This is a genomic window from Pirellulaceae bacterium, from assembly GCA_029243025.1.
Classification (GTDB): domain Bacteria; phylum Planctomycetota; class Planctomycetia; order Pirellulales; family Pirellulaceae.
This window is the reverse complement of sequence record JAQWSU010000010.1, coordinates 1-22030: the sequence shown is the minus strand read 5'-3', so window position 1 is coordinate 22030 and position 22030 is coordinate 1. Positions and strand designations below refer to the sequence as shown.

Annotated in this window: 18 protein-coding genes; 10 read left to right on the top strand and 8 right to left on the bottom strand. The window is 51.9% G+C overall.

Translation table 11 applies throughout. The features are described from left to right. Window positions 1-48: 48 nt before the first annotated feature. Entirely contained in the window at window positions 49-840 is a 792-nt protein-coding gene (locus tag P8N76_04925; GenBank protein ID MDG2380995.1) for an inositol monophosphatase family protein, read from the bottom strand. A gap of 379 nt (window positions 841-1219) precedes the next feature. On the opposite strand from P8N76_04925, the gene P8N76_04920 reads away from it, so the two are divergent. The 6 genes from P8N76_04920 to P8N76_04895 all read left to right on the top strand — a co-directional run bounded on the left by P8N76_04920 (window position 1220) and on the right by P8N76_04895 (window position 5866). Beyond that, window positions 1220-1966, top strand: a complete 747-nt coding sequence (locus P8N76_04920) for a hypothetical protein (GenBank protein ID MDG2380994.1) — start codon at window positions 1220-1222, stop codon at window positions 1964-1966. Window positions 1967-2037: 71 nt separating this feature from the next. Next, the gene (locus tag P8N76_04915; GenBank protein MDG2380993.1) at window positions 2038-3315 is read left to right on the top strand and encodes a glucuronate isomerase; all 1278 of its coding nucleotides are present in this window, start codon (window positions 2038-2040) and stop codon (window positions 3313-3315) included. A 362-nt stretch (window positions 3316-3677) separates the two neighbouring features. Then, complete coding sequence (locus P8N76_04910; protein MDG2380992.1) at window positions 3678-3923, top strand: hypothetical protein; 246 nt, start codon at window positions 3678-3680, stop codon at window positions 3921-3923. A 131-nt stretch (window positions 3924-4054) separates the two neighbouring features. Next, on the top strand, window positions 4055-4489 hold the full coding sequence (locus tag P8N76_04905) for a hypothetical protein (GenBank protein ID MDG2380991.1): 435 nt from the start codon (window positions 4055-4057) through the stop codon (window positions 4487-4489). 368 nt (window positions 4490-4857) lie between these two features. Further along, complete coding sequence (locus P8N76_04900) at window positions 4858-5145, top strand: hypothetical protein (protein MDG2380990.1); 288 nt, start codon at window positions 4858-4860, stop codon at window positions 5143-5145. 145 nt (window positions 5146-5290) lie between these two features. Further along, entirely contained in the window at window positions 5291-5866 is a 576-nt protein-coding gene (locus P8N76_04895; GenBank protein ID MDG2380989.1) for a sigma-70 family RNA polymerase sigma factor, read from the top strand. Between the two features lie 154 nt (window positions 5867-6020). On the opposite strand, the gene P8N76_04890 is transcribed toward P8N76_04895, so the two are convergent. After that, window positions 6021-6341 (bottom strand): hypothetical protein, encoded by a 321-nt coding sequence (locus tag P8N76_04890; protein ID MDG2380988.1) that lies wholly within the window; start codon window positions 6339-6341, stop codon window positions 6021-6023. 291 nt (window positions 6342-6632) lie between these two features. On the opposite strand from P8N76_04890, the gene P8N76_04885 reads away from it, so the two are divergent. Further along, the gene (locus P8N76_04885) at window positions 6633-7658 is read left to right on the top strand and encodes an alpha/beta fold hydrolase (GenBank protein ID MDG2380987.1); all 1026 of its coding nucleotides are present in this window, start codon (window positions 6633-6635) and stop codon (window positions 7656-7658) included. A gap of 2 nt (window positions 7659-7660) precedes the next feature. On the opposite strand, the gene P8N76_04880 is transcribed toward P8N76_04885, so the two are convergent. Beyond that, window positions 7661-8905, bottom strand: a complete 1245-nt coding sequence (locus P8N76_04880) for a PQQ-binding-like beta-propeller repeat protein (GenBank protein ID MDG2380986.1) — start codon at window positions 8903-8905, stop codon at window positions 7661-7663. A gap of 543 nt (window positions 8906-9448) precedes the next feature. Between P8N76_04880 and P8N76_04875 the strand changes: the two genes are divergently transcribed. Continuing rightward, window positions 9449-9952, top strand: coding sequence for a hypothetical protein (locus tag P8N76_04875; protein ID MDG2380985.1), 504 nt, complete (start codon window positions 9449-9451; stop codon window positions 9950-9952). A 331-nt stretch (window positions 9953-10283) separates the two neighbouring features. After that, window positions 10284-11621: a YihY/virulence factor BrkB family protein gene (locus P8N76_04870; protein MDG2380984.1), complete on the top strand. Its 1338-nt coding sequence runs from the start codon at window positions 10284-10286 to the stop codon at window positions 11619-11621. 33 nt (window positions 11622-11654) lie between these two features. On the opposite strand, the gene P8N76_04865 is transcribed toward P8N76_04870, so the two are convergent. From P8N76_04865 to P8N76_04850, 4 genes are all read right to left on the bottom strand, one after another. Further along, window positions 11655-12617: a ThuA domain-containing protein gene (locus tag P8N76_04865; protein ID MDG2380983.1), complete on the bottom strand. Its 963-nt coding sequence runs from the start codon at window positions 12615-12617 to the stop codon at window positions 11655-11657. 200 nt (window positions 12618-12817) lie between these two features. Next, window positions 12818-16174 carry a c-type cytochrome gene (locus tag P8N76_04860; protein ID MDG2380982.1) on the bottom strand — a complete coding sequence of 1119 codons (3357 nt, stop codon included), beginning with the start codon at window positions 16172-16174 and terminating at the stop codon, window positions 12818-12820. Window positions 16175-16640: 466 nt separating this feature from the next. Then, window positions 16641-18587, bottom strand: coding sequence for a S8 family serine peptidase (locus tag P8N76_04855; GenBank protein ID MDG2380981.1), 1947 nt, complete (start codon window positions 18585-18587; stop codon window positions 16641-16643). 254 nt (window positions 18588-18841) lie between these two features. Continuing rightward, the gene (locus tag P8N76_04850) at window positions 18842-19660 is read right to left on the bottom strand and encodes a class I SAM-dependent methyltransferase (protein MDG2380980.1); all 819 of its coding nucleotides are present in this window, start codon (window positions 19658-19660) and stop codon (window positions 18842-18844) included. Between the two features lie 323 nt (window positions 19661-19983). On the opposite strand from P8N76_04850, the gene P8N76_04845 reads away from it, so the two are divergent. Continuing rightward, window positions 19984-21420: a PEP-CTERM sorting domain-containing protein gene (locus P8N76_04845; GenBank protein ID MDG2380979.1), complete on the top strand. Its 1437-nt coding sequence runs from the start codon at window positions 19984-19986 to the stop codon at window positions 21418-21420. Between the two features lie 409 nt (window positions 21421-21829). Here P8N76_04845 and P8N76_04840 read toward each other — a convergent pair. Next, on the bottom strand, window positions 21830-22030 hold a 201-nt coding region (locus P8N76_04840), incomplete at its 5' end, for a hypothetical protein (GenBank protein MDG2380978.1).

The window sequence follows — 22030 nt, the reverse complement described above, 5'->3', positions numbered from 1 at the left end:
TCGTCAAACTCTTTTACCTGCACGAGATTCGGAGCTTCGGGAGACGGATTAATCTGAGTTGACAGCTCGCTCGAGCACTTGGAACAGGCTGGCATGGAGTTCGGGCGTGCTGGTGGTGATGAATTTTGGCTCTTCCAGATCGAAAGGCTGCCCATTGATGGAGGTGGTAAAGCCTTGCGCTTCTTCGATCATCAAAAGACCGGCCGCGACGTCCCACTTTTTGACGGAAGTTGCCCAGTAACCATCGAGAGATCCGGCCGCGACGTAGCAAAGGTTTAACGCGGCCGATCCCAGGCGTCTTAATGCTTGACAATGTGCGAGTGCTGCAATGAATCGCTTGATCTCGGCTGAATCATCGGCCACATTCGCCGAAAAACTGGCGGCGATTAACGCGGAATTGAGTTCGGTAATGCGACTTGTTTGGAGGCGAATTCCATTTCGAAATGCCCCCTGGCCTTGGATTGCTGTGTATAAATCTTGACGTACTGGATCGTAAATCGCTCCCAAAATTGTCTCGTTTTTCCTCACAAGCGCAATCGACACGCAGTAATTATCCAATCCGTGCACGTAGTTGGTGGTGCCGTCGAGTGGATCCACGACCCAGCAATAATCGGAAGAGTTTGCCGTGTTTTCCTCTCCTGTTGACTCTTCACCTAGGAACTGAAAATCTGGGTAGGCCGTTGCCAGGCAAGCCTGAATCGCGTTTTGCGAAGCGAGGTCGGCCTCGGTCACCAAATCACGTGGCGCTTTTTCACGAGCATGAATGGATTTCTGCATCTTGAGGAGCACTGCCCCTCCAAGTCGAACGGCTTGTTCGCAAGCCTCTAGCATTTCGAGCATAGTTTTTTCTTTCCTTTACTTTGAAAAGGCGATTTTAATCGACGGCTACAAAACGGCAATCCAAGCGGCTAGGCGTGTTGCGGAGAACAACAACCAGAGTTGACGCTCAGGCCAGACCATGAGTGATGTGGTTAGCGATCTGAGCATATTCAACATTTTTTCACATGTAGAGACTGGACATGCGTCGCAAAGTTGATATCATCATGTCTGGAAGGAGAGAGTTTCAACAGCTTCCTCTTTATCGGATTTGGCTTTATATTTTTTTATCCGCCTTCGGGCAATGTTTGGCCTCTTCTCTGTTCCGGCCCCGCCGTCTGCTCCGCAAGCGGCGGGGTTTTTTTATTCGCCGTAAAGAACTCGCCGTCAGGAAGAGCGACGAATGAACGACACACGGCTGTGGCGTGTTGACGGTTATCAAGCCCAGTTGCACTCTAGCAATCTTGCCTGTGCAATCGATGTTCAACAACTTCAGCACGGCTTACAGCAGCTTCGGTTGCACGGCCAAATGCTGTCGCACTTCTGTTTGCTGAAACTCTCACTCCCCGATCTTGTCGATCCGATCCCTGATCAGGCGATCGACGAAGTTTATGTTCGTGGCAATGACTTGATCGCTTCCTATCTTCCCGTTTCTCCGAGTCAATACGCGCCGCAAGTGTATTGGCGCGCTCAAACAAGCGGGAGTTGTCATGGGGTGGAGATCATGATTTCGATGCAGACCGACACGCTGGAGAGTCGGCCTTTGATTCAGTCGTCATCGGTGGTTGCTGGCAACCAAGTTTGGTGTTTGGAACAGAGCACGAAATCGCTGGTTGAAATGCAAGTTTCCGATCAGACGACTGTCCTGTCGCCGACTAAGTCAGCCCCACTTCTGCTGCTGCGCGCCGAGGGGGAATCATTTAGTTACCTTGAGATGGCCTATCCGACCGATCCATTTGAGTTTTGGGTGAAACAAGGTAACCAGAATGAGTTGGAATTAGGGTTTTGTTTGCTGCAGGAGCACCTGGAGAAAGGCGTGATTCGTCGTTTTCGAGTTGCTGCATGGTTTGTTCCGCGTGAGAACGATCTTGAAATAGCGACGAAGCTTTATCGCCGATTATTGCTGGCGGATCCCCCGCTGACAACTTAGAAGGATGCACGTTAAACTGCATCCAGCGGTATCTGCACAATCGACTGCATTTCTACTCGAAGGCTAATTCTATGTCGTTGGAGCTTCGCAAACGTATCTACCAGGAATTGAGTTCATTCGAATTCATCGACCCTCACACGCATATTAATGCCTGCCAGCCTGCGTCGACGTCCCTCGCAGACATTCTGGGGTATCACTACTACACCGAACTGGCCCATTCGGCGGGGATGCGGCGAGAGGCGATCGAAGAACCGGACTTAGATCCAAAAGAAAAAGTAGCGCGTCTCGTCGCGAACCTGGACCCGATTCAGAACACGATTCAGTACAGCTGGTTCGTGGAAATGGCCCAGGTGTTTTTCGACTTTAAGGACGAGTTGATTACGTCGGAAAACTGGGAGACACTCTACGACACAGCGAGCGAACTGATGAGTCAGCCAGACTGGTCCGTTCAAGTTTTGCGGAAGAGCCAGTTAAAAGGCGTGTTTCTCACCAACGATTTTGATGATCCCTTGGAGGGATTCGATCCCAGGATTTATATCCCTTGCTTACGAACAGATGATTTAGTTTTTCATGTAGGAAATCCGCAAGTGCGTGACCGGTTGGTCAAGTCTACAGGGCAGGAAGGGGCAAGTGCCGAATCGATGCGGGCAGCTGTTGCCCAATTGTTTCGGCGCTTCAACGCGAAGCAAGCGCGTGCCTGCGCTATTTCATTGCCGCCTTGGTTTGCACCAGAGCCTGTCTCAGACGCTGCAGCAGACAGTGCACTCGCTGAAGTCGGTGCGAAGAACCTGGCCGCCAGTGATGATGCCAAACGGACGGCTTCGAATTTTGTCTTCTGGACACTCGCGGAGCATTGTCGGGAGTTCAGCCTACCGTTCGATTTAATGATTGGCGTGAACCGAGGTGTTTATGCGTCTGGTGTTTTCCAAGGACAGGATTTGTATGACAGCCGAGTCTCTTTGATTCAATATCAAAGCCTTTTCAATGCGTTTCCCGAGGTCACCTTTCCAGTTTCGGTGCTTGCGAGTGTTACCAATCAGGAGTTGGCCAGCTATGCCTGGATTTTTCCCAATGTGGTTACCAATGGCCACTGGTGGTATTCGAATACCCCAGCTTTTATCGAACATGACGCGGCCGCCCGGCTGGAAGCGGTGCCACAAACTAAGCAGATCGGTTATTACAGTGACATGTACAAGCTGGAATTTGCCTTGCCAAAGTTCAATATGTACAAGCGGATTCTGGCGAAGATTCTCGCCGAGCGTTATGTAATCGATCGACAATGGTCTGAGACGCGGGCCATCGAATTGGGCACAACCGTCTTGCGTGACAATACCGATCGCATTTTTTGAATGAAAAATCTACCGGTTGTCGATTGAACGGGTTGCCCGCTCCAGGACGTCGATTTGTTTCAGCACAGGATGGCTTTTCTCAACCCACTTGCGATTGCTTCAGCTTGAACCAGGGTGAATAACTTGCTCGCACTGAAAATGTCTTCTCGGGTTGGGTAGCAAACAATCTCCAGCGGCGGATTGTCGGATTTCTTTTCCTGCTTCGCCCGATTTAGCAAGCGTGTAGGTCAGCGGTTGCCCCAATTTTCGGTTCTAAGCGGTTGGTAACACCATGAAGATGGCTATCCGCGCCTTGGTCGAAGGATACTGCTTGATCATGGCTTTGAACGCTTCCGCAATCACCATTCAAATCGATTATCGCTATGACAGGGTTCTTTTCGATCGATTCTGTCGCTCGAAACACTTTGGAAACGGCCGCGTTGATTTACGAACCGTTGCTTGCTGACTCACTCGAAGCGATTGTGCCTACCGGTGGAGAGACGTGGACCGCAGAATTCGATGATCCATCGACTGGCTTTGTGACCTCTTTAGTCGATCTTAACGTACCCGAGGACACCCTCATGGTGTTCGTTGGAGCAAGAAATCTGCCAGCTGCGTCCCTTGGCTGAGCCGGTCCCGGAAGTTTTGCTTCGTGCGGATCCTGCTGAATGGAACACGACGGTCGCCACTCGTGGCCAGGGCGACGTTTGCGGTCCAACGGCGGATGATTTTTCGCTCTGGGGTGGCACGATTGCGATCGATGATTTGGTTTCCTGGAATCTCGATTATGCCGTCCAGCCCCCAAGCTGGTGAAAACGATCTGTTTACTGTGTTGCTTCACGAATCGGGATACGTATTCGGTATCGGCACTGCCGACAGCTGGTTCAATCAGGTGGTCGCAGGCAGCTTTACTGGCCCAATGGCAACCGCCGAATATCTGACTGCGGTGCCGTTGGAAAGCGATGAGTCGCAGTGGCAGGATGGGATCAACCGTCAACGGCTTGGGACAGGCACAATCCAAGAGGTGCTCTTCGATCCAACGGTGATGGTCGGCTCTCAAAAAATGCTGACCGACCTGGATTTGGCCGGGTTGGACGATTTCGGCTGGCAGGTCGTCCCCGAACCCAATGGTGGTCTGCTGGCGGCCATCGCAGCATTCGGTTGGCTGCGAAAACGCAGCAGTTTTGCCTGGTAGACCGCCTGAAAACTTGCTGATCCCGTTAGTTGCTCCCATTGTATGGGGTGTCATTTGAGCTCCCGGATGATTGGTTCCCATGGGTTGTAAGTGGAAAAACTTCAGAAAAGCCGGCGAAGACGTGAACTTCGTGTCGAATTCGACGTCTATAGGTTTATCGACGAGCTTTTTAATAGTTCGGCGGCTTTGGGGTGATTAGATTATTTGCCCCGCTTGGCGAGTCGTGTTAAGCTCGGGGGATCCCGCGTTTGTCGATGCGGGTTTTGGAGATTGTCGAGTTGGAATGTGGGAGCTAAGCTGCTCGTCTTACTCGCCTTCTATTTTGATTTTCGTTTTCTCTCACTGCGCTGAGCGCAAGGAGAACAATCATGCAACGCATTACTACAGCCACGATGACCGAAATCTTTACGGGTGTCCGCCAGGATCTCGTCGGTGTGTCAGCTACGGTACGCGTCCGCCGTTGTTTCCTTGGGCTCCGTCTCCTTGCGGAATCGGCGACACACGAATTGAAACGTGTGGCATGGCTGCCGATCTTCGAGTTGCGTCAGCCTGTCCTGGTGCCAGTCTGTCGAGGCTCGCACGCGAGGCATGCGCTTCACCCGCGCTGGAATCCGATGCGACCCATGCATTCGCATGGAATTGCCGAAAGAGGCTAACTCAACGCGAGTTAGTGCCAAATCTTTCGAGAAGTCGCTTCGGTTACCGCTCCGCTTGAACCTGCGTGCATGCATGTCTGGTTTTAAGTCGAAAGCGGTTTTTTGCTTGGGACGAAATTAATCTCTCGGTGGGAGAATTCCAATCATGTCAGATTCTAGTGACGAACCAATTCAAAACTTAACCGTGTCAGCGCTTGTGATTTCCGCTCAGCGAGGCGATCGAGGCGCCATGGGCGAACTATTCATTCGCTATCGACGTCATGTCCTTGCCATCGCCCAACGGCGATTGGGGGACGAAAATGAAGCTCAAGAGCTTTGTCAGGAGGTTTTCTTGCAGGCGATTCAGAAGTTGGCCCAGCTGCGGCAACCGGAGTGTTTTGGCGGCTGGCTGCGAAGTATTGCCCAACGTATGGCCATCAATAGGGCGGTCCGTCGACCTCCGGTGATCCCGACTGAGCCTCAAACGCTTGAGGCAACTTGTGTCGAAGCACAAACGCCCTATGCGACACTCGTCGAGGGTGAGCGAGCGTCACATGTCCACCGTGGTTTGCGGCGACTCAGAGAGATGGATCGTGATACGCTTGAGGCCTTCTACATGCGAGGCAAGTCACTGATCGAGATGAGTGATCACTTTGACGCGCCTGTCGGAACGATCAAACGCCGTTTGCATGTTGCACGAAAACGTTTGGCCAAGGAAGTGGATCCTTGGGTGAGCGTCTAGTTCGCTGCCGCCGCTTGCCTCCTCAGCGATTGGCTGAGGAGGCATTGCGCGGTCTGACGGGTTGGTCTTGAGAGCGGAGAGCGTCCCCATTGCGATGAAGTCGCCGTTCGTGCCACTTCGATCAAGCCCGCCGCAGAAAGGTTGTGGTTAAGCTTCAACTATTTTTGGCGAACAATCTGGAAAACAGTCGCTTGAGAGCTCCTGATTGACCGGAAGCCCCAGGAACGGACGGGTCCAGCCGGAGGTTGGAATCGGCCGGCGCATCGTCAACCGAGATCTCGACGGCCTGGGCTACCTCCACCGCCGATTCAAGGCCCATGGAGTCGCGGGAGTCTTGATCTTCTCGCCACTGGGTGGCAAAGTTGGCCTCCCAATCTTGTTCGGCGAACTCCCAGCCCACATCGCGTCCTTCTTTTTCACTCAGGAAATACTTGTGTCGTTCGATTTCCGCAAGCTCCTCAGCATTTCTGTGCATCAATCCGTCTCCAGCAGTGTTGCGAATGTCTCTGGTAAATTAAGGTCTGCGAAGGCAGGCCTGGAAGGGGGAATTACCCTTGTTTCCCTACTTTCAGTTAGGGCAATCCTGGTTTAACTACTGCTTCCGTTCAGCGAATCGAAGGGAGAAAAGAGGGACTTGTTGGCTGAAACTCGCGCAGGTCGTTTCGGATCTGTCCCAGTTTACGGATTGGTCGATGGTCGTAAAGATCCTATCTTACTGTTGGTGCTGCTTCTGAAATAGCGGCTGTTTTCCAGGTGTTACTAAATCATGCCAAAAGTCGCCGTTCCTGCCGCCGTTCCTGCCGCCGTTCCTGCCTTTGTGCCGCATCCCCTGTTCCGAGGAGGACATCTTCAAACATTGGCTGGGGCCTACCTCTGGCGGCGGTCGCCAGACGCTGCCACGCAACACCGCGTAGAGCTACCTGACGGTGACCAATTGGTGGTGCATGATAATCGACCGGACCCATGGAAAACGGGGGATCGTGTCGTCTTGCTTCTTCATGGTTTGGCTGGCTGCCATGACAGTGGCTACATGAGTCGGATCGCGAGCAAACTTTGCCTGCGTGGATTTCGCGTGTTTCGCCTTGATCAACGCGGATGTGGCGCGGGCGCTACGCTTGCCACCCAAACATTTCATGCGGGTCGCAGTGACGACGTACGACAGACATTGCTCCAGCTTCAACAGCTTTGTGGGCCGTCCCCGGTAACTGTGGTCGGATTTTCTCTCGGTGCGGCGATTTTGTTAAAGATGCTTGTGGAATTGAAAGAGGGTCGAGTGGGTGGAATCGATTCAGCGATTGCTGTTGCGCCTCCGATTGACCTCATGCGGTGTAGTCAGAACATTGGCCGCGGTTGGAATCGCATTTATGATTTGTCATTTGTGCGTAGTTTAATGCGTTATGTTAAGAATCGGCAAGTTGGGGATCCGGCATTTGAGCTTTTTCGTCAGGGGTTCCGCCCTCGCACGCTGTACGAGTTTGATGCAATGTTCACGGCTCCGCTCGGGGGATTCGTCGACGTTAAAGATTATTACACGCGTTGTAGCACCTACCAACAGCTGAGCCAGGTGACGATCCCAACGCGACTTTTGACTGCCGCTGATGATCCGCTAGTTCCGATCGAATCATTTGGTGTGACGGAGTTACCAACCGCTGTTCAGTTAATGGTAACGAAGGATGGTGGCCATTTGGGGTACGTCGGCACCCGCGATTCATCCACCGACGCGGATTGGCATTGGATGGATTGGCGAATTGTGGATTGGGTTATCGATTTCGACCGAGTGAAAGCCAAATGAGCTTAGTCGCTGACGCAGTACATTGCTCGATCGGATCGTAATATCAGCCGGTTTTTATAGGGTGCAATTGAGGCTCGAAACATTTCGCCTCGTGCGGATTCGAGTTCGTTTGTATTGACGATGTTCAGTTTTGAGTCGGGTTGGATCACAAAGCATTTTCCGTTTTCATTGAGAACGAGAAATTTTCCATCGACTACGATGGGGGAAGCAGCGTAAATGCCTCCCAAGCGTTCTCTCCACAATTCTGCACCGGTTTCCAGCTCGTAACTGGTTGCAATTCCACGGAGACCTACCGTGAAAATCTTTCCAGCTGAGACGGTGGGCGAGGGCAAGTCTCGACCGCTACGTCGAGTGTGCCATGCTAGATGTGTTTTCGTGACGTCCCCCGTTCCGCCGGGTTGAACCGCGTAGATGTCGCCAGGTTTTCCATTGAGAACGATTAGCAGGCCTTTGATGAAAACCGGAGTCGGCGCACCGCGCCCGTTAAAGCTTTGACAAAACCACCGTTCTATTCCGGTTTCAGGATCATAGCCACGAATTCCCCGATGCCCATTCAAGATTAGCTCGTGTCGATCGCCGACTTGAATTACGAAAGGTGTGCTCCAGCCACGGAAGTCGTCTCGCTTGGTTTTCCAAACAGTTTTTCCCGTCTGTTTGTCGAATGCGATTAGAAATGCGTCTTGGTCTGCATCACAGTTTTGAATGACTAGCCCGTCAACGATCGTTGGGGAAGCCGCCGTGCCCCACGGACCTTGGAAGCGACTCAGGTGGGTGCGTGACCAGAGTGGCGTACCGTCGAGATCGAAGCAGTGAATGCCCGCTCGTCCGAAGCATGCAACAACTCGTGTACCGTCCGTTACGCAACTGGCCGAGGCATAGGTGTTCATGCGGTGTTGTTTCGCCGGATCGGCACAGGTGATGACTTGGGTCCAGATGATTTTTCCAGACTCAGCATCGAGGCAGTGTACGCTGCGCTGTTTGCCGGTTGTGGTTGCGGATGTGACAAAGAGTCGCTGACCCCAAACGATGGGAGTGGATTGTCCGATGCCGGGCAGCCTCGTTCGCCAGACAATGGAGTCGTCCGACCAACGTGTTGGCAACTCACTCTGGTCGATTGTCTGACCATCAAAAGTTGATCCTCGCCACTGAGGCCAGTGCTCCGTTGCTGAAACCGCAGTTTCCAAGTGAGTCACCGCGAGGCTGAACAAGCAGACGAGCCTCATAATCATGAGAAAACGAAAGAGCATCGAGGATCTCCGCTGTGATGATGCGATGGAACCGGTTCGGATCGAAATAGATGGAGAAAACGAGTCACCGCTGGCCTATCTGGACTGCAGAACTCTACACTGAATTCTAGTTCATTTGTCGATAGCGGGTGCAGGAACATTCATCCAGAACACTCTGGCAGTGCCAGATTTCGCTTGGTTGTGTCGCGTTGCGACGCTCGATAACGGAGTTTCGTCGTAAGGAAACGGCTACTCGATGCATCTCGTTTTGTTCTATTTCGTGATTCGCCGCGACCCGTGGGTGAAAATTGGGAGGTTTGGCAGGTTGTTGGTCTTGCTTGTCACGAGTCAAAATGAATTGATAGGATGAAGTTTTGGGTGCGGCGCATCACATCAGAAGGAGTGGGCTCTGAGTGAATAACGATTCCCATTTTGCGCCATGTGCGAAGCGTTGCGAGGCGATGAGTCTAACGGAGGTTCTGAGCGACAACCGATCGTAAGAAGGTATCAACGACAATGAATCCCTACCTCACGGGTCCACCACCGAAGTGGTGGAAGCCTAAAATGAGTCCATGGTTTGTGCGATTGTCGCGACCATTTCGGCGTCGGATGCAATTCATGCAGCAACGTCTGGTGAATGTTGTGGGGCAAGGAACGCTTCCTGAGAGGATTGGATTGTTGACCGAGGATGTGCTAGGTCATATCGAAATACGTTATCACTGTCATTCTGGGGATTCGACCTTACCAGAGCGAATCAGAGAAGTGCGGAGGCGAATTCTTGATCGTTTTGAAGCGATCAAAATGTCGACGCACGATTCGGTAGAACTGGGACAGCTCGATGATGATTTGGATGACCTGTGTTTTGTCAGCCAAGTGTTTAGCTATCCGGGCGATGAGGTGCCCCAATTGCCTACCGTGGAACGCATGGCGGACACGCTCGGTAAATTTGAAGAGGATTTGATTCAGCCAACCGCAACAATTCGTGGCACTCGTCGCGTGACGATCGCCTTTGATGATCCGATCCGAGTGGAGGGGGCAAACGTTCCAAGGCGGCTGCTGCTGAGTTGACGGACCTGTTGGAATTAAAAGTTCAGGCTCTACTCAACCAGGATCCATAATGCTCGGTGCTGAATGTATCGGTGCTGATCAAGGCGGTCATGCAGGACGGTGGGGCTAGGGAGCGACCCTTTTCATGGTCATGAGGTGGGCGAGAGCAAAAACGGTTCAATCGACTCAAATCAGAACATAGACTAGCGATGGAGAGTATTTTCCCGATTGGTGGATCGCCGCTCGGTTTTCACCGAAGTCGGTCTTCGCAGAAATCAGCTCAGACTTAATAATCTGTAGTGGCGTCGATCGGCGTTGTGGTAGAAGTCCAATTTATCGAGAGGGATTCGGAATGCGGAAATTCATCAACCTGATGATCGAGCGATTGAGGCAAGCGATCAGTCAGCCTCGTGATGAATTGGATCGTTGGCAGCGGACGGCTCGTTACCTGTATGATCTTGGTCGCTGTGGATTGTTGCAGCTGAATTACGATCGAGCTCCGCAAATGGCGGGTGAACTAGCTTTTCGAACTCTCTTCAGTCTGCTGCCGGTGATGGTGGTGGCAACCGTTGTAGTCAAAGCCATGGGAATGGAAAGTTGGTTTGTTGAACCACTAAACCATCTGCTCGCTGCAGCCGGGTTGACGGATGTCCGCGTCGTGCCTCGGTTGGGAACAGGTGTTGCATCCGAAAATCTTGACGTTTGGCTTCAACAACGCTTTCAAGAGGCGAGTCAAGTCAATGTTGCGGCGATTGGATGGGTGGGAGTACTGGTGACCATCTATGCGGCAATTGGCTTGGTTGTTTCCGTTGAAAATAGTTTTAATACCATCTACCGCGTCCAGCGTGGACGTCCCTGGACGCGGCGCGTGCCGATGTATTGGTTCATGTTGACCGTTGGTCCACTCGTGTTGGTGTTAGGGGCTTACTTGAACAATCGAATTGATGCGTCTTTCGCGCGGATTGAAGTTTGGGGTTGGGTGTCATCGCTGACGAGCCTGATTTGGAGCCTGTTCATTCTATGGATCGTGATGTTGCTTGTTTATTTGGCGCTCCCCAACACTCAGGTGAAATTCAAGGCTGCGTTCATGGGAGCCTTAGTAGCTGCCGTGCTGCTTGAGATTGGGAAGCGAACTTTCGGTGCGTATCTGCAGAATGCGCTTTCCATTAGTCAGTTGTACGGTTCGTTGGGGCTGGTGCCCCTTTTCATGTTCTGGGTTTATTTGATGTGGCTCGTCGTTCTTTTTGGTCTCGAAGTATCGGCAATCACGCAGGCGATGCATGGCGGGCGTTTTGCCGTTCACGGACCACTTTCATCATTTGCGATGGTGGTCGAGCCGACCACCGTGGTCTTGCTGACTGAAACCGTGGCCCGCAAGTTTGAGGCCGGGGAGAGTTCCACCGTGGATGATCTCGTTGATGCAACCTCGTTGCCGAAGGGGTTGGTCGAAGAAATGGCCGAGCAATTGACCAAAAGGCGAATTCTCCATGAGGTGGCTGGCAGCAAGCCTGCCTACGCCCTCGCGAGGGCGCCCGATCAAGTTTCTGCGGCAGAGCTGATTCAGGTGGGGTATGAAATGGTCGATCAGCAAATGGTGAATCGATCCGCATTGACCGATCGGTTGCGTTTGGCGCAGAAACAAATCGTCCAAAAGGAAACGTTAGCCAGTTTGTTGGCGGCTGACACCTAGGTCGACCTCGGGGCCCGTCCCAGCGCGGACCCTCTATTTGTCTCGTCCGAGCCAGCGAATTGCATTTTCCACAATCTGTCGTGGAATGGCTTCGGTGTAGACCGCATGGGTTTCGTGTCCAGGACGAAAATAGAATACTTCGCCTTGGCCCACTTTCCAGACGGACCCGCTACGGAAGAATTGACCCGCCTCCCATCGTTCTTCGAAGATGACTTGGTCGGGAGTCGGTACGTGAAACGGTTCGTCATACATTTCGGTATGTTTCAACGTGAATTTTGTGGGAATCCCAGCCGCAATTGGGTGATTCGGTAATCGTGTCGTGATCTGGCTACTCAAACCGTGATTCTTGTAGGCGGGAAAGCAGCAGTTGGGTCTCGTCATGCGAATGATGGTCGAGCCATCTTCTTTTGTGGTCGAGTTCACTTGGGGTGTCAATGAGGCCGAACGCGGGGGCGCTTTGCGCTCGATCTGGCCGATAAATTTTATTTGAGCATCGTTGCGTTCTGAAACGGGTAAAGCTTGGATCGCGTCCTGTTTTGCTCGCTCGTGCATCGCCCAGACAAATGGCGTCGCCCAATGAGCTGAATGCAAAGCGAGCAGGCCGAGCTTTCCCTGCTTGATGCGATCGACAATCGGTTTTGCTTCATCGACCGAAACTTCACCGTTGCGGACGTGCCCCCACCAAACAAGCACATCACACTGATCTAAGACCTCTTTGCTGAGTCCCTTCTCGGGATGGTCAATTGTGACTAATTGAACGTCGAGGCCTGGGCGACGGATGAGATAATCGCGAAGGTATTCACCCAAGAAAATCTGATAAGCACGTTTTTGGGAGGGTTGTTGCTCGTCCCAGATGACGACTTGAATCGAACGATTCTCCGTTTCTTCGGCTGTGCATGTCACGTTCCAGGCGACCGATACACTGAGATAGAGTGCGCCCACCATAAGAACTCTGGATACTTGCTGATACGCTTGTCGGCTCAGAGTTCTAGTCATGATTGGCACGCACCTTTGGGGGGAAGTGGAATTGCTGTATGTTTCGAATTGAATCTCGGTTCGCGGCCCGTTTTCACATGGTTTGCCAAGACCTGCGAAAGCTTAACGGCTTGCCCGAGCGACTGCAAATCAAAGTCGAATCGGTTCATTGTGGCAGTGGGAATTCCAGTGAAAGTGCGGCCGTCATTCGTCGCTTCCGATCAGGGCAGGGGTTGGGAGGATCGCAAGTAAGCAAACAGATCACGGACTTGCTGGTCTGTCAGTGGGGTGAGAGTGTCGGTGGGCATTAGTGAGCGAGCTGATTTGAACAGATCGTCCACCTCGGATCGTGGGATGACTTGTTTTTGCCCCTGATGGTTTTTGATCACGAGGACTTGATTATCTTGATCCACCATCAGTCCGTTGATCGTGCGACCATCTGTTGTCAGGATGACGTGACTTTCAAATCCTTCTCGCAACGCAAGACTTGGATTGACGATGTTTACGATCATTTGTCTCAGATCTAAACGGTCATGCTGGGTCAAATTGGGTCCGATGTCCCCGCCATCTTCAAAAAGTCGATGACATTTTCCGCAATGTTTGATGAAGAGAGGTTTCCCGTGGTTCGGTACCCCAGATCCGGTTTTGATCAGATGAGTGATCTGTTCGATTTGTGTTCTCATTTCATCCGTGGTGGCTCCAGGGATGTTTCCCCAGATGTTGCGCAGGCGTTGCTGTAGATTTTTATTTCGATGCAGCCAGAGATTTCCAATGGTTGCTGCCGGCACGTTTGCGGATGCAATCCGCTTGGCTTCTACTTCAGTTATCAATCGTTCCGCCCAATGCTCCCGACTCGCTAAAGTGGTAAGCGCCGTTTTCTGCAGCGGTGAGGGAAATTCGGGGTACAGGTGCAAGATGGATGTCGCGATCGTGCTTTCATCAAACGCCTGGAGGGCAGCCAAAATCGCATTCCGCACGTTGTTGTCGGAGTCGTGGGCAAGGCGATCGAGTAAGATTTGTTGAGCCGGCTTTCGGCGTAACTCTCCCAGCACATTAATCAATTGGACACGTAACCCGCTGGGGGAATTTTCGTCCTGTATTTGAGCGAGTGCCTCTTGAAATGCGGATCTGTCTCCTTGGCGAAGGCGGAGTTCCAGCGAACCGCCTCCGGCCGCAATAATGGCCTTGGAAAGATCGGGGGGAATGCCCTGCAAGTCGCGACCCTGGTACGCCTGTTCGAACCCATCTAGCAGTGATTTTGCATGTTCAGGCGACGGTGCTGCACGCAATAACGCAGCGCAACGCTGCAGCGAATCACGCGTTCCTTCTTGTGCGTAGCGACGCATGATTTTCGAGATTACATCTCTGCTGACGACGGGTAAATCCCAGACTTCGGCATGGTTGAACAGCTTGGCGATCTCGGCTGAATCGGCTTTGTCTTCGATTGCCCACCAGATAAGCAACGGTTGTTGCGGATCATCAAGATCTTCTGACCGTGTCAGCAGTTGACGTACAATCGCCAGGCAGGAATCTGCAGGAAGCCGGCGCGCGGAACAGGCAAGCTGGCAACGCACGTGTAAGCTGGGGTCGTGCTGGGCAAGTCGGATGAGTTGTTTGACCAGAGCCGGGGAAATCTGGCCATCATCGCAAACAAGTCGAGTTGCCCACAGTCGTACATAGGGGTCCTCATGTTGCATCGCCTCAATGGCCAGTTCATCACTTAATCCTGCAGTGAGATTAATGGCCCAAAGTGACTCCAGAGCCAATTGGCCGGTGTGGTTGCGCAATCTGGAAATGAGTTGCGGGATCAGAGAGATATCTTTTCGATCACCGAACAAACGCAAGGCCGTTTGACGATACCAGCGATTGGGATGCTCCTGCCAGCTCATTAATTGGGCGTTTGAAACGGTCGCGTCAAAATGTACCGGTGAGTATTCCGAAGCGGAACGAATACGATAAATGCGTCCACTTGTTCGATCAACCCGCCCTTGGTAATGACTTGCGTGATCGATTCGTTGCTCATAGAAGTCAGCGACGTAGACACAGCCGTCGGGACCGACCTGGATATCGATCGGCCGGCACCAGGAATCACTGCTTTCAAAAAGATAGCCTTGGTCTTTCGTTTGGAAAGTGGATCCGCGTTCGCCGACTTGGCTTTTAACAACACGTCCGTGAAGAGGAGAGACTGCGAACAGTTGTCCTTGATAGTTAGCCGGCAAGGCTGTCGATTCATAAATGACAAAAGCGTGAGAGAATCTTGGAGCTTTATGGTGTTGCATGGGGCCGAGATAGCCGAACGTGTAAGGATTGGAAAGCTGACCGTGTTTTCCGAACCCCTTTTGCAAGTAACCTCCCTGAGGGTAATGAAATCCTCGTGTGTTTTGGCCATTGTGCCCTGAAAAAATTCGTCCTTTGCGATCGATTTCGACTCCAAATGCGTTGCCGCCACCCTCGGCAAACACTTCGTAACGACGTAGTTCCGGGTGATAACGCCAAATTAATTGTCCCATGGAATTTGTCGCGGGATCTTCACTTCCGTAACGCTTGACTCGTCCCGAGACGGTGCTGCCTTGTGCCGCGTAGAGCCAGCCATCCGGACCCCATCTTAGATTGTTCACCAACGAATGCGAATCCTCCAAACCGAATCCTTCCAAGCAGACTTCGGGCGCACCGTCGGGTAAATCATCTTGGTTACTATCTGCATAAAACAACAGGTAAGGTGGATTCAGCACCCAAACGCCACCACGTCCGATGGCGAAGGAAGTGACCATATTCAACCCGTCAATGAACGTCTTACTCGAGTCAAAGACACCGTCCCCCGTCGTGTCTTCATGGATCGTGATTTTGTCTCGCCCTTTTTCGTGATGAGGCGGCGGCAAAGGCATCTTGTCGTAGACGGTTCTCAGGAATTTGTCACGGCTGACCATCCGTAAACCAGCCGGATCGGGATACTGGAGATACTGATTGACCCAGAGCCGCCCTCGTTGATCCCATTTGAATGACAAGGGTTGGAGGACTTCGGGTTCGCTGAGGGCTAAGTCAACTTCCAGATCGGTGGGATGGCTGATCTTCGCAAGACTTTTTGATGGATCGAGGGCGCCTACCTCGTCGTCGAGACGTCGCAGTTGTGCTGTCACGTCAGCAGCATTCTCTGGTTTTGAGAAAATCGCTTGTGGGGCGATTTGCCGCCGGGCGGATATCTGACTCCAGCGGGCATCGTCTCCTGTTTTTGATTCCCAGTTGCCGACGAGGCGAATTGCTTGGTTACCAGCAAACAAAACCGGAGCTGCCACGTTGAAACCTGATCGCGATTGATTTTGGTGGACGCGAATCCCGATCACATTGCCTTGCCCAAACGATAGAAGTCGGCGGGGAACTGCGAATCGTTCGGAACGTCCTAGGCCACTACGATATTCGGGAGGAAAGCTGCCTAATCGACCGATTGATTCCCCATTGACGAAGATTTCTCGTGCATCATCGACCGATTCTACAAACAACTGGATTGGTCGATCTGCCCAGGCCGCAGGCAATTTTACAACGCAGCGACACCAGTGCGTTTGCCCGGATCCACTCGACATCGACTTCCAAACGTGCGGAACTTTGGACAGCTGCCAATCTTCCGCCTGGCCGGAAGATGTAAGGCTGACCACAGAGATTAAAACGAAAATTGAGAATCGAACCATAATCAGCATCACTTGAAAAACAGTGTATCGATGAGTCGACTATTAAAATACACTGTCAGGCGTTGGTTCTCATCTATTTTATTAACGTCGAGTCAGAATTACATGAGCCTTTGTGAGCGATGTTCGCATCTTCGCGCGGTAGTTTCTGGGACCGGAAGCCGATTTCTACTCTGTCGGCTGGCTTTTTCGGACGATCGTTTCGCGAAGTATCCCCCCCAGCCTGTTTTGGATTGTACGGGCTTCACGGCGGAATCTGAGGGCGGAGCGACTGACGATGCTTCCTCACCATCGAATCATTCGTGATGACATTATCGAAATCGCGACCGTTGACTTGTGCCAGTGGTTTGTCGCTGGTAACGATTCAATGAAGGCCTCGAATAGGTTTGCGGAGAACCTGGCAGACACAGGCTGCGGCGATGCAAAGCAAAATCACTGAATTGGGTTCGGGAACCGAGTGAGTGGCGAGTCGCGGTCCTGTCTCATACCCGCCGTGTTGAAAAGCGGCTACGAAGTCGGCCGTGTCGAACTCGGCGTCTCCATTCCAGTCACCCGTTTGCCAAGTCGAGTTGTTGAGCAGGCCATCCTCAAATTCCCCACTCTGGGATACGAGAACCAGATCGGAAGTGTCGAAGACTTGATTTAGATTTGCGTCCCCAAAGTAAGTCCCAGCAAGCTCTTCTACCCAAACCCGTCGGTCGCGTTGATCAACCATGCCATCCTGATTCAGATCATAAAAAGGGTCGTTTGAATTCGAACTGACTTGCTCAGTTAATTGATCGATGTCATGGGCAAGTAACCGTCCGTCTGCATCGAAATCACCCGGCAAACCGGTGACTCGCCAGGCGAGACTGTATTCTTCGTCAATTCCTGTGTCCGGTTTTTCTTTGCGAGTGACTCGAATCTGGTAGCGACCAGGTTCGTCAACCGTCCAATGGATATGCTCAACGTTGTCAACCATGCTGATGGATTGCGCGATGAGATTGTTATCGCGAAATAGCTGAAGGTCGAGATTGTCCAAAGCATCGCTGGGCTGGAACGAAACGTTGCCCCGTGGAGGTTTGATCCGTTCAACGTGTCGAAGCCAGGTCAGGGTCGTTGTCAAACGGGTTGCTTCACCCGGATTGATGTCAAGCTCGTACGCTTCGTGTCCTTCACCGCTGACAGTGCTTGAGTTCCAACCGGTGAGCTCTACCATGCCTGGCGATTGACGTCCACTTCGGTACTGGTGTGCGGCAGCCAGTGCGTCCACTCGGCCTGCCCCCGTCTCCGGATTCAGGGGCGAATGGGTCTCCCATACGCCGTCGGTTACTGTTGCTTGACCGGGGGCCCATGGCTCGATCGCTCGATTTCTCACATTCTTATCAGCACTGTTTAGCAGGTTCGCTTTCAGAACTGCTGGCGATGTGCTCAATGAGTTAGCTTTTCCGTAGTCCGTCAATTGGGTTAATACACCAGCCACATGCGGGGTGGCAAAACTACAGCCGGTCCAACTGCTGAAGGACTCCGAGTCACTCGTAGTTGTCGTGATGCCTTTGCCTGGTGCAACGATGTCGGGTTTCATGCGGTTATCAGAGGTGGGGCCGAATGCGCTATCGTGATGGACCTGATCGTAATCATTGCGCGGCTGTCCTACGGTATGTCCTACGATGATACCGTTGAAGCTTCCTGCGGGTGAACGTGGCGTGGTTTTTCCGTTCGCTCCATCGTGGATATTGCCAACACAAATGGCAGAGCTAACCGCGTGATCTTTCGAATACGCTGCCCAATCAAGTATCCTATCCATTCGAGGATCTCCACTTGAACTCCAGCTCGAGGTGCCAAATAGGTTCAAACTTAGGTTCAAAATGTCTGCGTTGTTATTAATTGCCCAAGCAGCTGCGTTTTCCACCCATTGTGCACTGGAAAATCGATTGCGAGCGTCGAGTGCGCGCGCGTTTAAGAAGCGTGCATCCGGTGCGAGTCCGGTGTATTTTGGGTCGCGCGAGAGGATGATACCTGCCACTGCCGTGCCATGCGAGTGGACACCATGACCCGTGTTATCGGGTTCCGTCGTCACGAAATTTTTTTCGGCGACGAGACGTTGTCGCCCCAGGCTATCCGGCTGAGTGAACGCTGCATTGGTGTCGTCAATTCCGGAATCAATCACCCCAACCACGACATTCGTGCCGTCGCCAAGTAATTCCCGACTCGCCTGTCCGTTGATTGCGATTACCGATTCATCTAAACCACTCGAGATTTGACAAATGGTTAGGCTCAACCCAATCGCAAAAACAAAAATCAATCGTTGCCATAGCATGGTTGATGACATACGGCTCCCCTCGAAATGGCCGTTCAATCCTGCGAATAAATTTCCGCCAGCACGTAGTTTATCGAGTTTTCGCAGGAAAATCGGTCGACTGGTTGAAGATTTTGTGTAATCGGTTGCTTAGACCAATACCGTATTCAGCTTAAGCAACGTTTGACTTTGGTTTCTCGCTGAAAATATCGCCTGCTCGCACATTCCGGGCAGCCGATGATTCGAAAGGAAATTTTTGCCTCACTCTTCGTAGCTTGCTCAGGCGGTTAGAAAGGCTTCGTTGCGTTCAATTGAACGGAAGCGGTGGGATGATGCCAGACAAGCTTGCTGTCAATTTCTATACAAGCACCCCGGAGGTAAGTCACAGCGTCAGATTTGAGAGGCTCTGAGATTTTCGAAAACTCGACTTGAAGCAGGAAGGAGATGAATTCGTCCCGTTCCCTTGTCGCATCCTCGGTAAAGAGTCCCGTTAGGTCCATCCAGGATGATTCGATGTCAAGGATTGGATCCAGTCCTGCCTCACGAAGTCCGTTGACAAGTTCAAAGCTCGAGAAGCCATGGTCCGGACCAATGGGCGTATCGCGATCCAGATAGGGATTGAACAGCTGGAAGAAAGGATATCCACCAATCGGACTCTGCAGAATCGCGATGAGTTTACCATTCGCATTCAGTTGTTTGTCAGCATTCAATAGGCATTGAATGGGGTTCGTTAACCAGTAACAGGAGTGTGACAAAACGATCAGGTCGAAGCGTTCGGTGATCCGAAAGTCAGGGGTGAATTTGGCTTCGATCAATTCACTTTCAACTTCCAGATCAGTTAATGTGTCACGCAGCGAACGAATATGGTCGGCAAAGGGTTCGATCGCGACATATCGCTGGGGCAGGGGAGTACCCCGGGATTGCCAATCGAGGATCACTTTGCCCGTTCCAGCGCCGATGTCCAGGCAGCTGTAGTTTGGCGGGCAACAGCCAGTGACGTTTACCAACTGATCGATGACGGCGTCATATTCATGGGAGCGATTCACAAACACTTCAAATGTTTCCGTGTAGCGTTGTGAATCAAGTGAATGAGCTGGGAATTTCATGGATCTGTCCTAATCTTATCTCTCTTGAGCATTCGAGCCACATCGATCGAAGTGCAAATTTCTGGAATTTCTTTCGACATAATGTCGCGGTGCTTTTCAGTATCGGGGGGCAGGCAGGTTACTGGTTTGTCATCGGATTCACCGCGGACTTGAGTTTGTTGCCTAGTTTAGCGAGTGAGACGATGGCTTTGGGGCGACAATTCTCAGCAGAAGGCGTTTGTTTGTAGGATTTATTTTTACGCAATGGTTCTCATATGAAAATGAGTTGGTACAACTGGCTACAGAAACTGCAGTCCCGATATTTTGTTCGAGAGAGGTTTTCCATGATATGCATCAAACAGTCGTTTTCATTGTTGGTTTTGTTGATGATTAGTACGCCGGTGTTGGCCATCGACATTGTTTGGGATGGAGGAGAAGGTAGTTGGGAAGATTTGAATTGGAATGGCGGCAATGAGATTATCGAACTCACAGGAGTGCTCGATGGATCGGATGGGTGGGGCAGCACGGTCAATGAAGATGAGATGGAGAATATTATCATCAGTGGTGCCGATTCGGTGGTCACTTATCATGCCGATGATTTCCAGAAAGATTTCGAAATGTTCCAAGGAAGCACGTTAACCATTTCGAATGGGGCTGTTTGGACGCAATCCGCCAATGATGATTGGACAGAGAATCGATGGACGGAATTAGATCTTTCCGTACTGACGCTCGATGGCGGTACACTTCGACGTGTCGGCGCGGTTGCTGATGAAGGAGGGGGAGCGCTAATTTTCGGATCATGGCAGGGTAATGATCGGTTTAATGAGCCCGAGTCGGAGCTTGATTATCAGCAGACCCATGTCTTCATTACCAACGGCGGTCGCTTAGAAAATGAGGGTGAATTGTGGTTTGGGGCTTGGGCGGATGTCGCTGCCAATGGGACGGAGGTGATTTTGACGATCGACGACGGAATGATTGATTTGACAGGTGGTGATATGCCAGCTGCTACCGAAGCACCGATCTCAGCTGATCTGGTATTCACAAACCATTACACCGAGGAGGTCGATCAGCCAACCTACGCCATTAATTTCACCGGGCCTGGTTCGATCACCGTCGATGAATCCGGCATCGTATTTGCCTACGTGGATGAGGATGGGGTCTGGGAGGGAATTGATGATCCGATTACGTACGAAGCGCTTTGGGATCGTGGTGTGTTGCAGTCGAATGGAAAGAGTGGGGTTGATGGCGCAGATTTCAGTGCGCATTTTTCAGTGACCGGTCAACTTGGTGCTGACGACTACACTTTGACGTCGAATGCTGGCGTGGTTCCAGGTGACTTTGACAACGATGGTGTTCTAACGGCCGCCGATATGGATCTGTTGACCATTAAGGTACTGTCCGGTGGTGACGATGTAACTTTTGATGTGAACAGCGATGGGGTGGTTAACCAGGACGATCGCATCTTTTGGATTGAAGAGCTTGCCAATAGTTATGTGGGCGATTCGAATCTCGACGGTGTTTTTGACTCGGGAGATTTCGTTGCTGTCTTCACCATTGGTAAATACGAAGATGCGGTAGAAGGTAATTCAACTTGGGGTGACGGTGATTGGAACGGCGATTTGGATTTCAATAGCGGTGACTTTGTGATTGCATTCACGGCAGGAGGATTCGAGCTGCCGCCCAAGGGCGCCGCGGTCAACGCTGTCCCCGAACCCAGTGGCGTGCTATTGAGCTTGATTGGATTGTTTGCCGTGGCTTGGGTGCGCCGTCGGGCTTCATAGCTTATCGCAGCTGTGGGATGAGTGACTTCCCCAGCGCGTGTCATGAATATCGCGCTGGGGCCACGATGCACCGTCGTGGCGTGAAAGCCAGATACCGACCGATGGATCTTCTGCCTATTTGTCACGAAGCCAGGTGGCCACCAGTCCGAACTCTGTTTCTTCGATTGTCGAAGCCTCACATCGTTCGCAAGGTAGTTGGTCATAAACGAATCCTTACGACCGAACACGATTGTCCGCTGATTGCGAAGCGGCGATCCGCAGGTTGGCAGCAACTACCAAAGTATGTTGGTTGAGCTCACGGTCTAAATCCACTATTTCAGGAAGATTGAAAACCCGCTAGACCTACTATACAAGGCTCAAAACGAGGCTCTGCGGGTAGGGCGTCAAAACAACCATTTCAGGTACCATTTCAGTAGGTGGTACCTGAGCGATTCTGTTGGACAGCTTTGCGGAATCCTGCTGTACTGGTGGACGTGCTACACACTTCAACGGGACGAGGGGGAACCGATGAGAACGCTGCTTGCAATCGCCTCCATCCGATGGAGGGGAATAAATTCTGGCGGTTGAGTAATTCAGCTAGCGCGTTAACCAGCTTTATGAGCAACGTGCG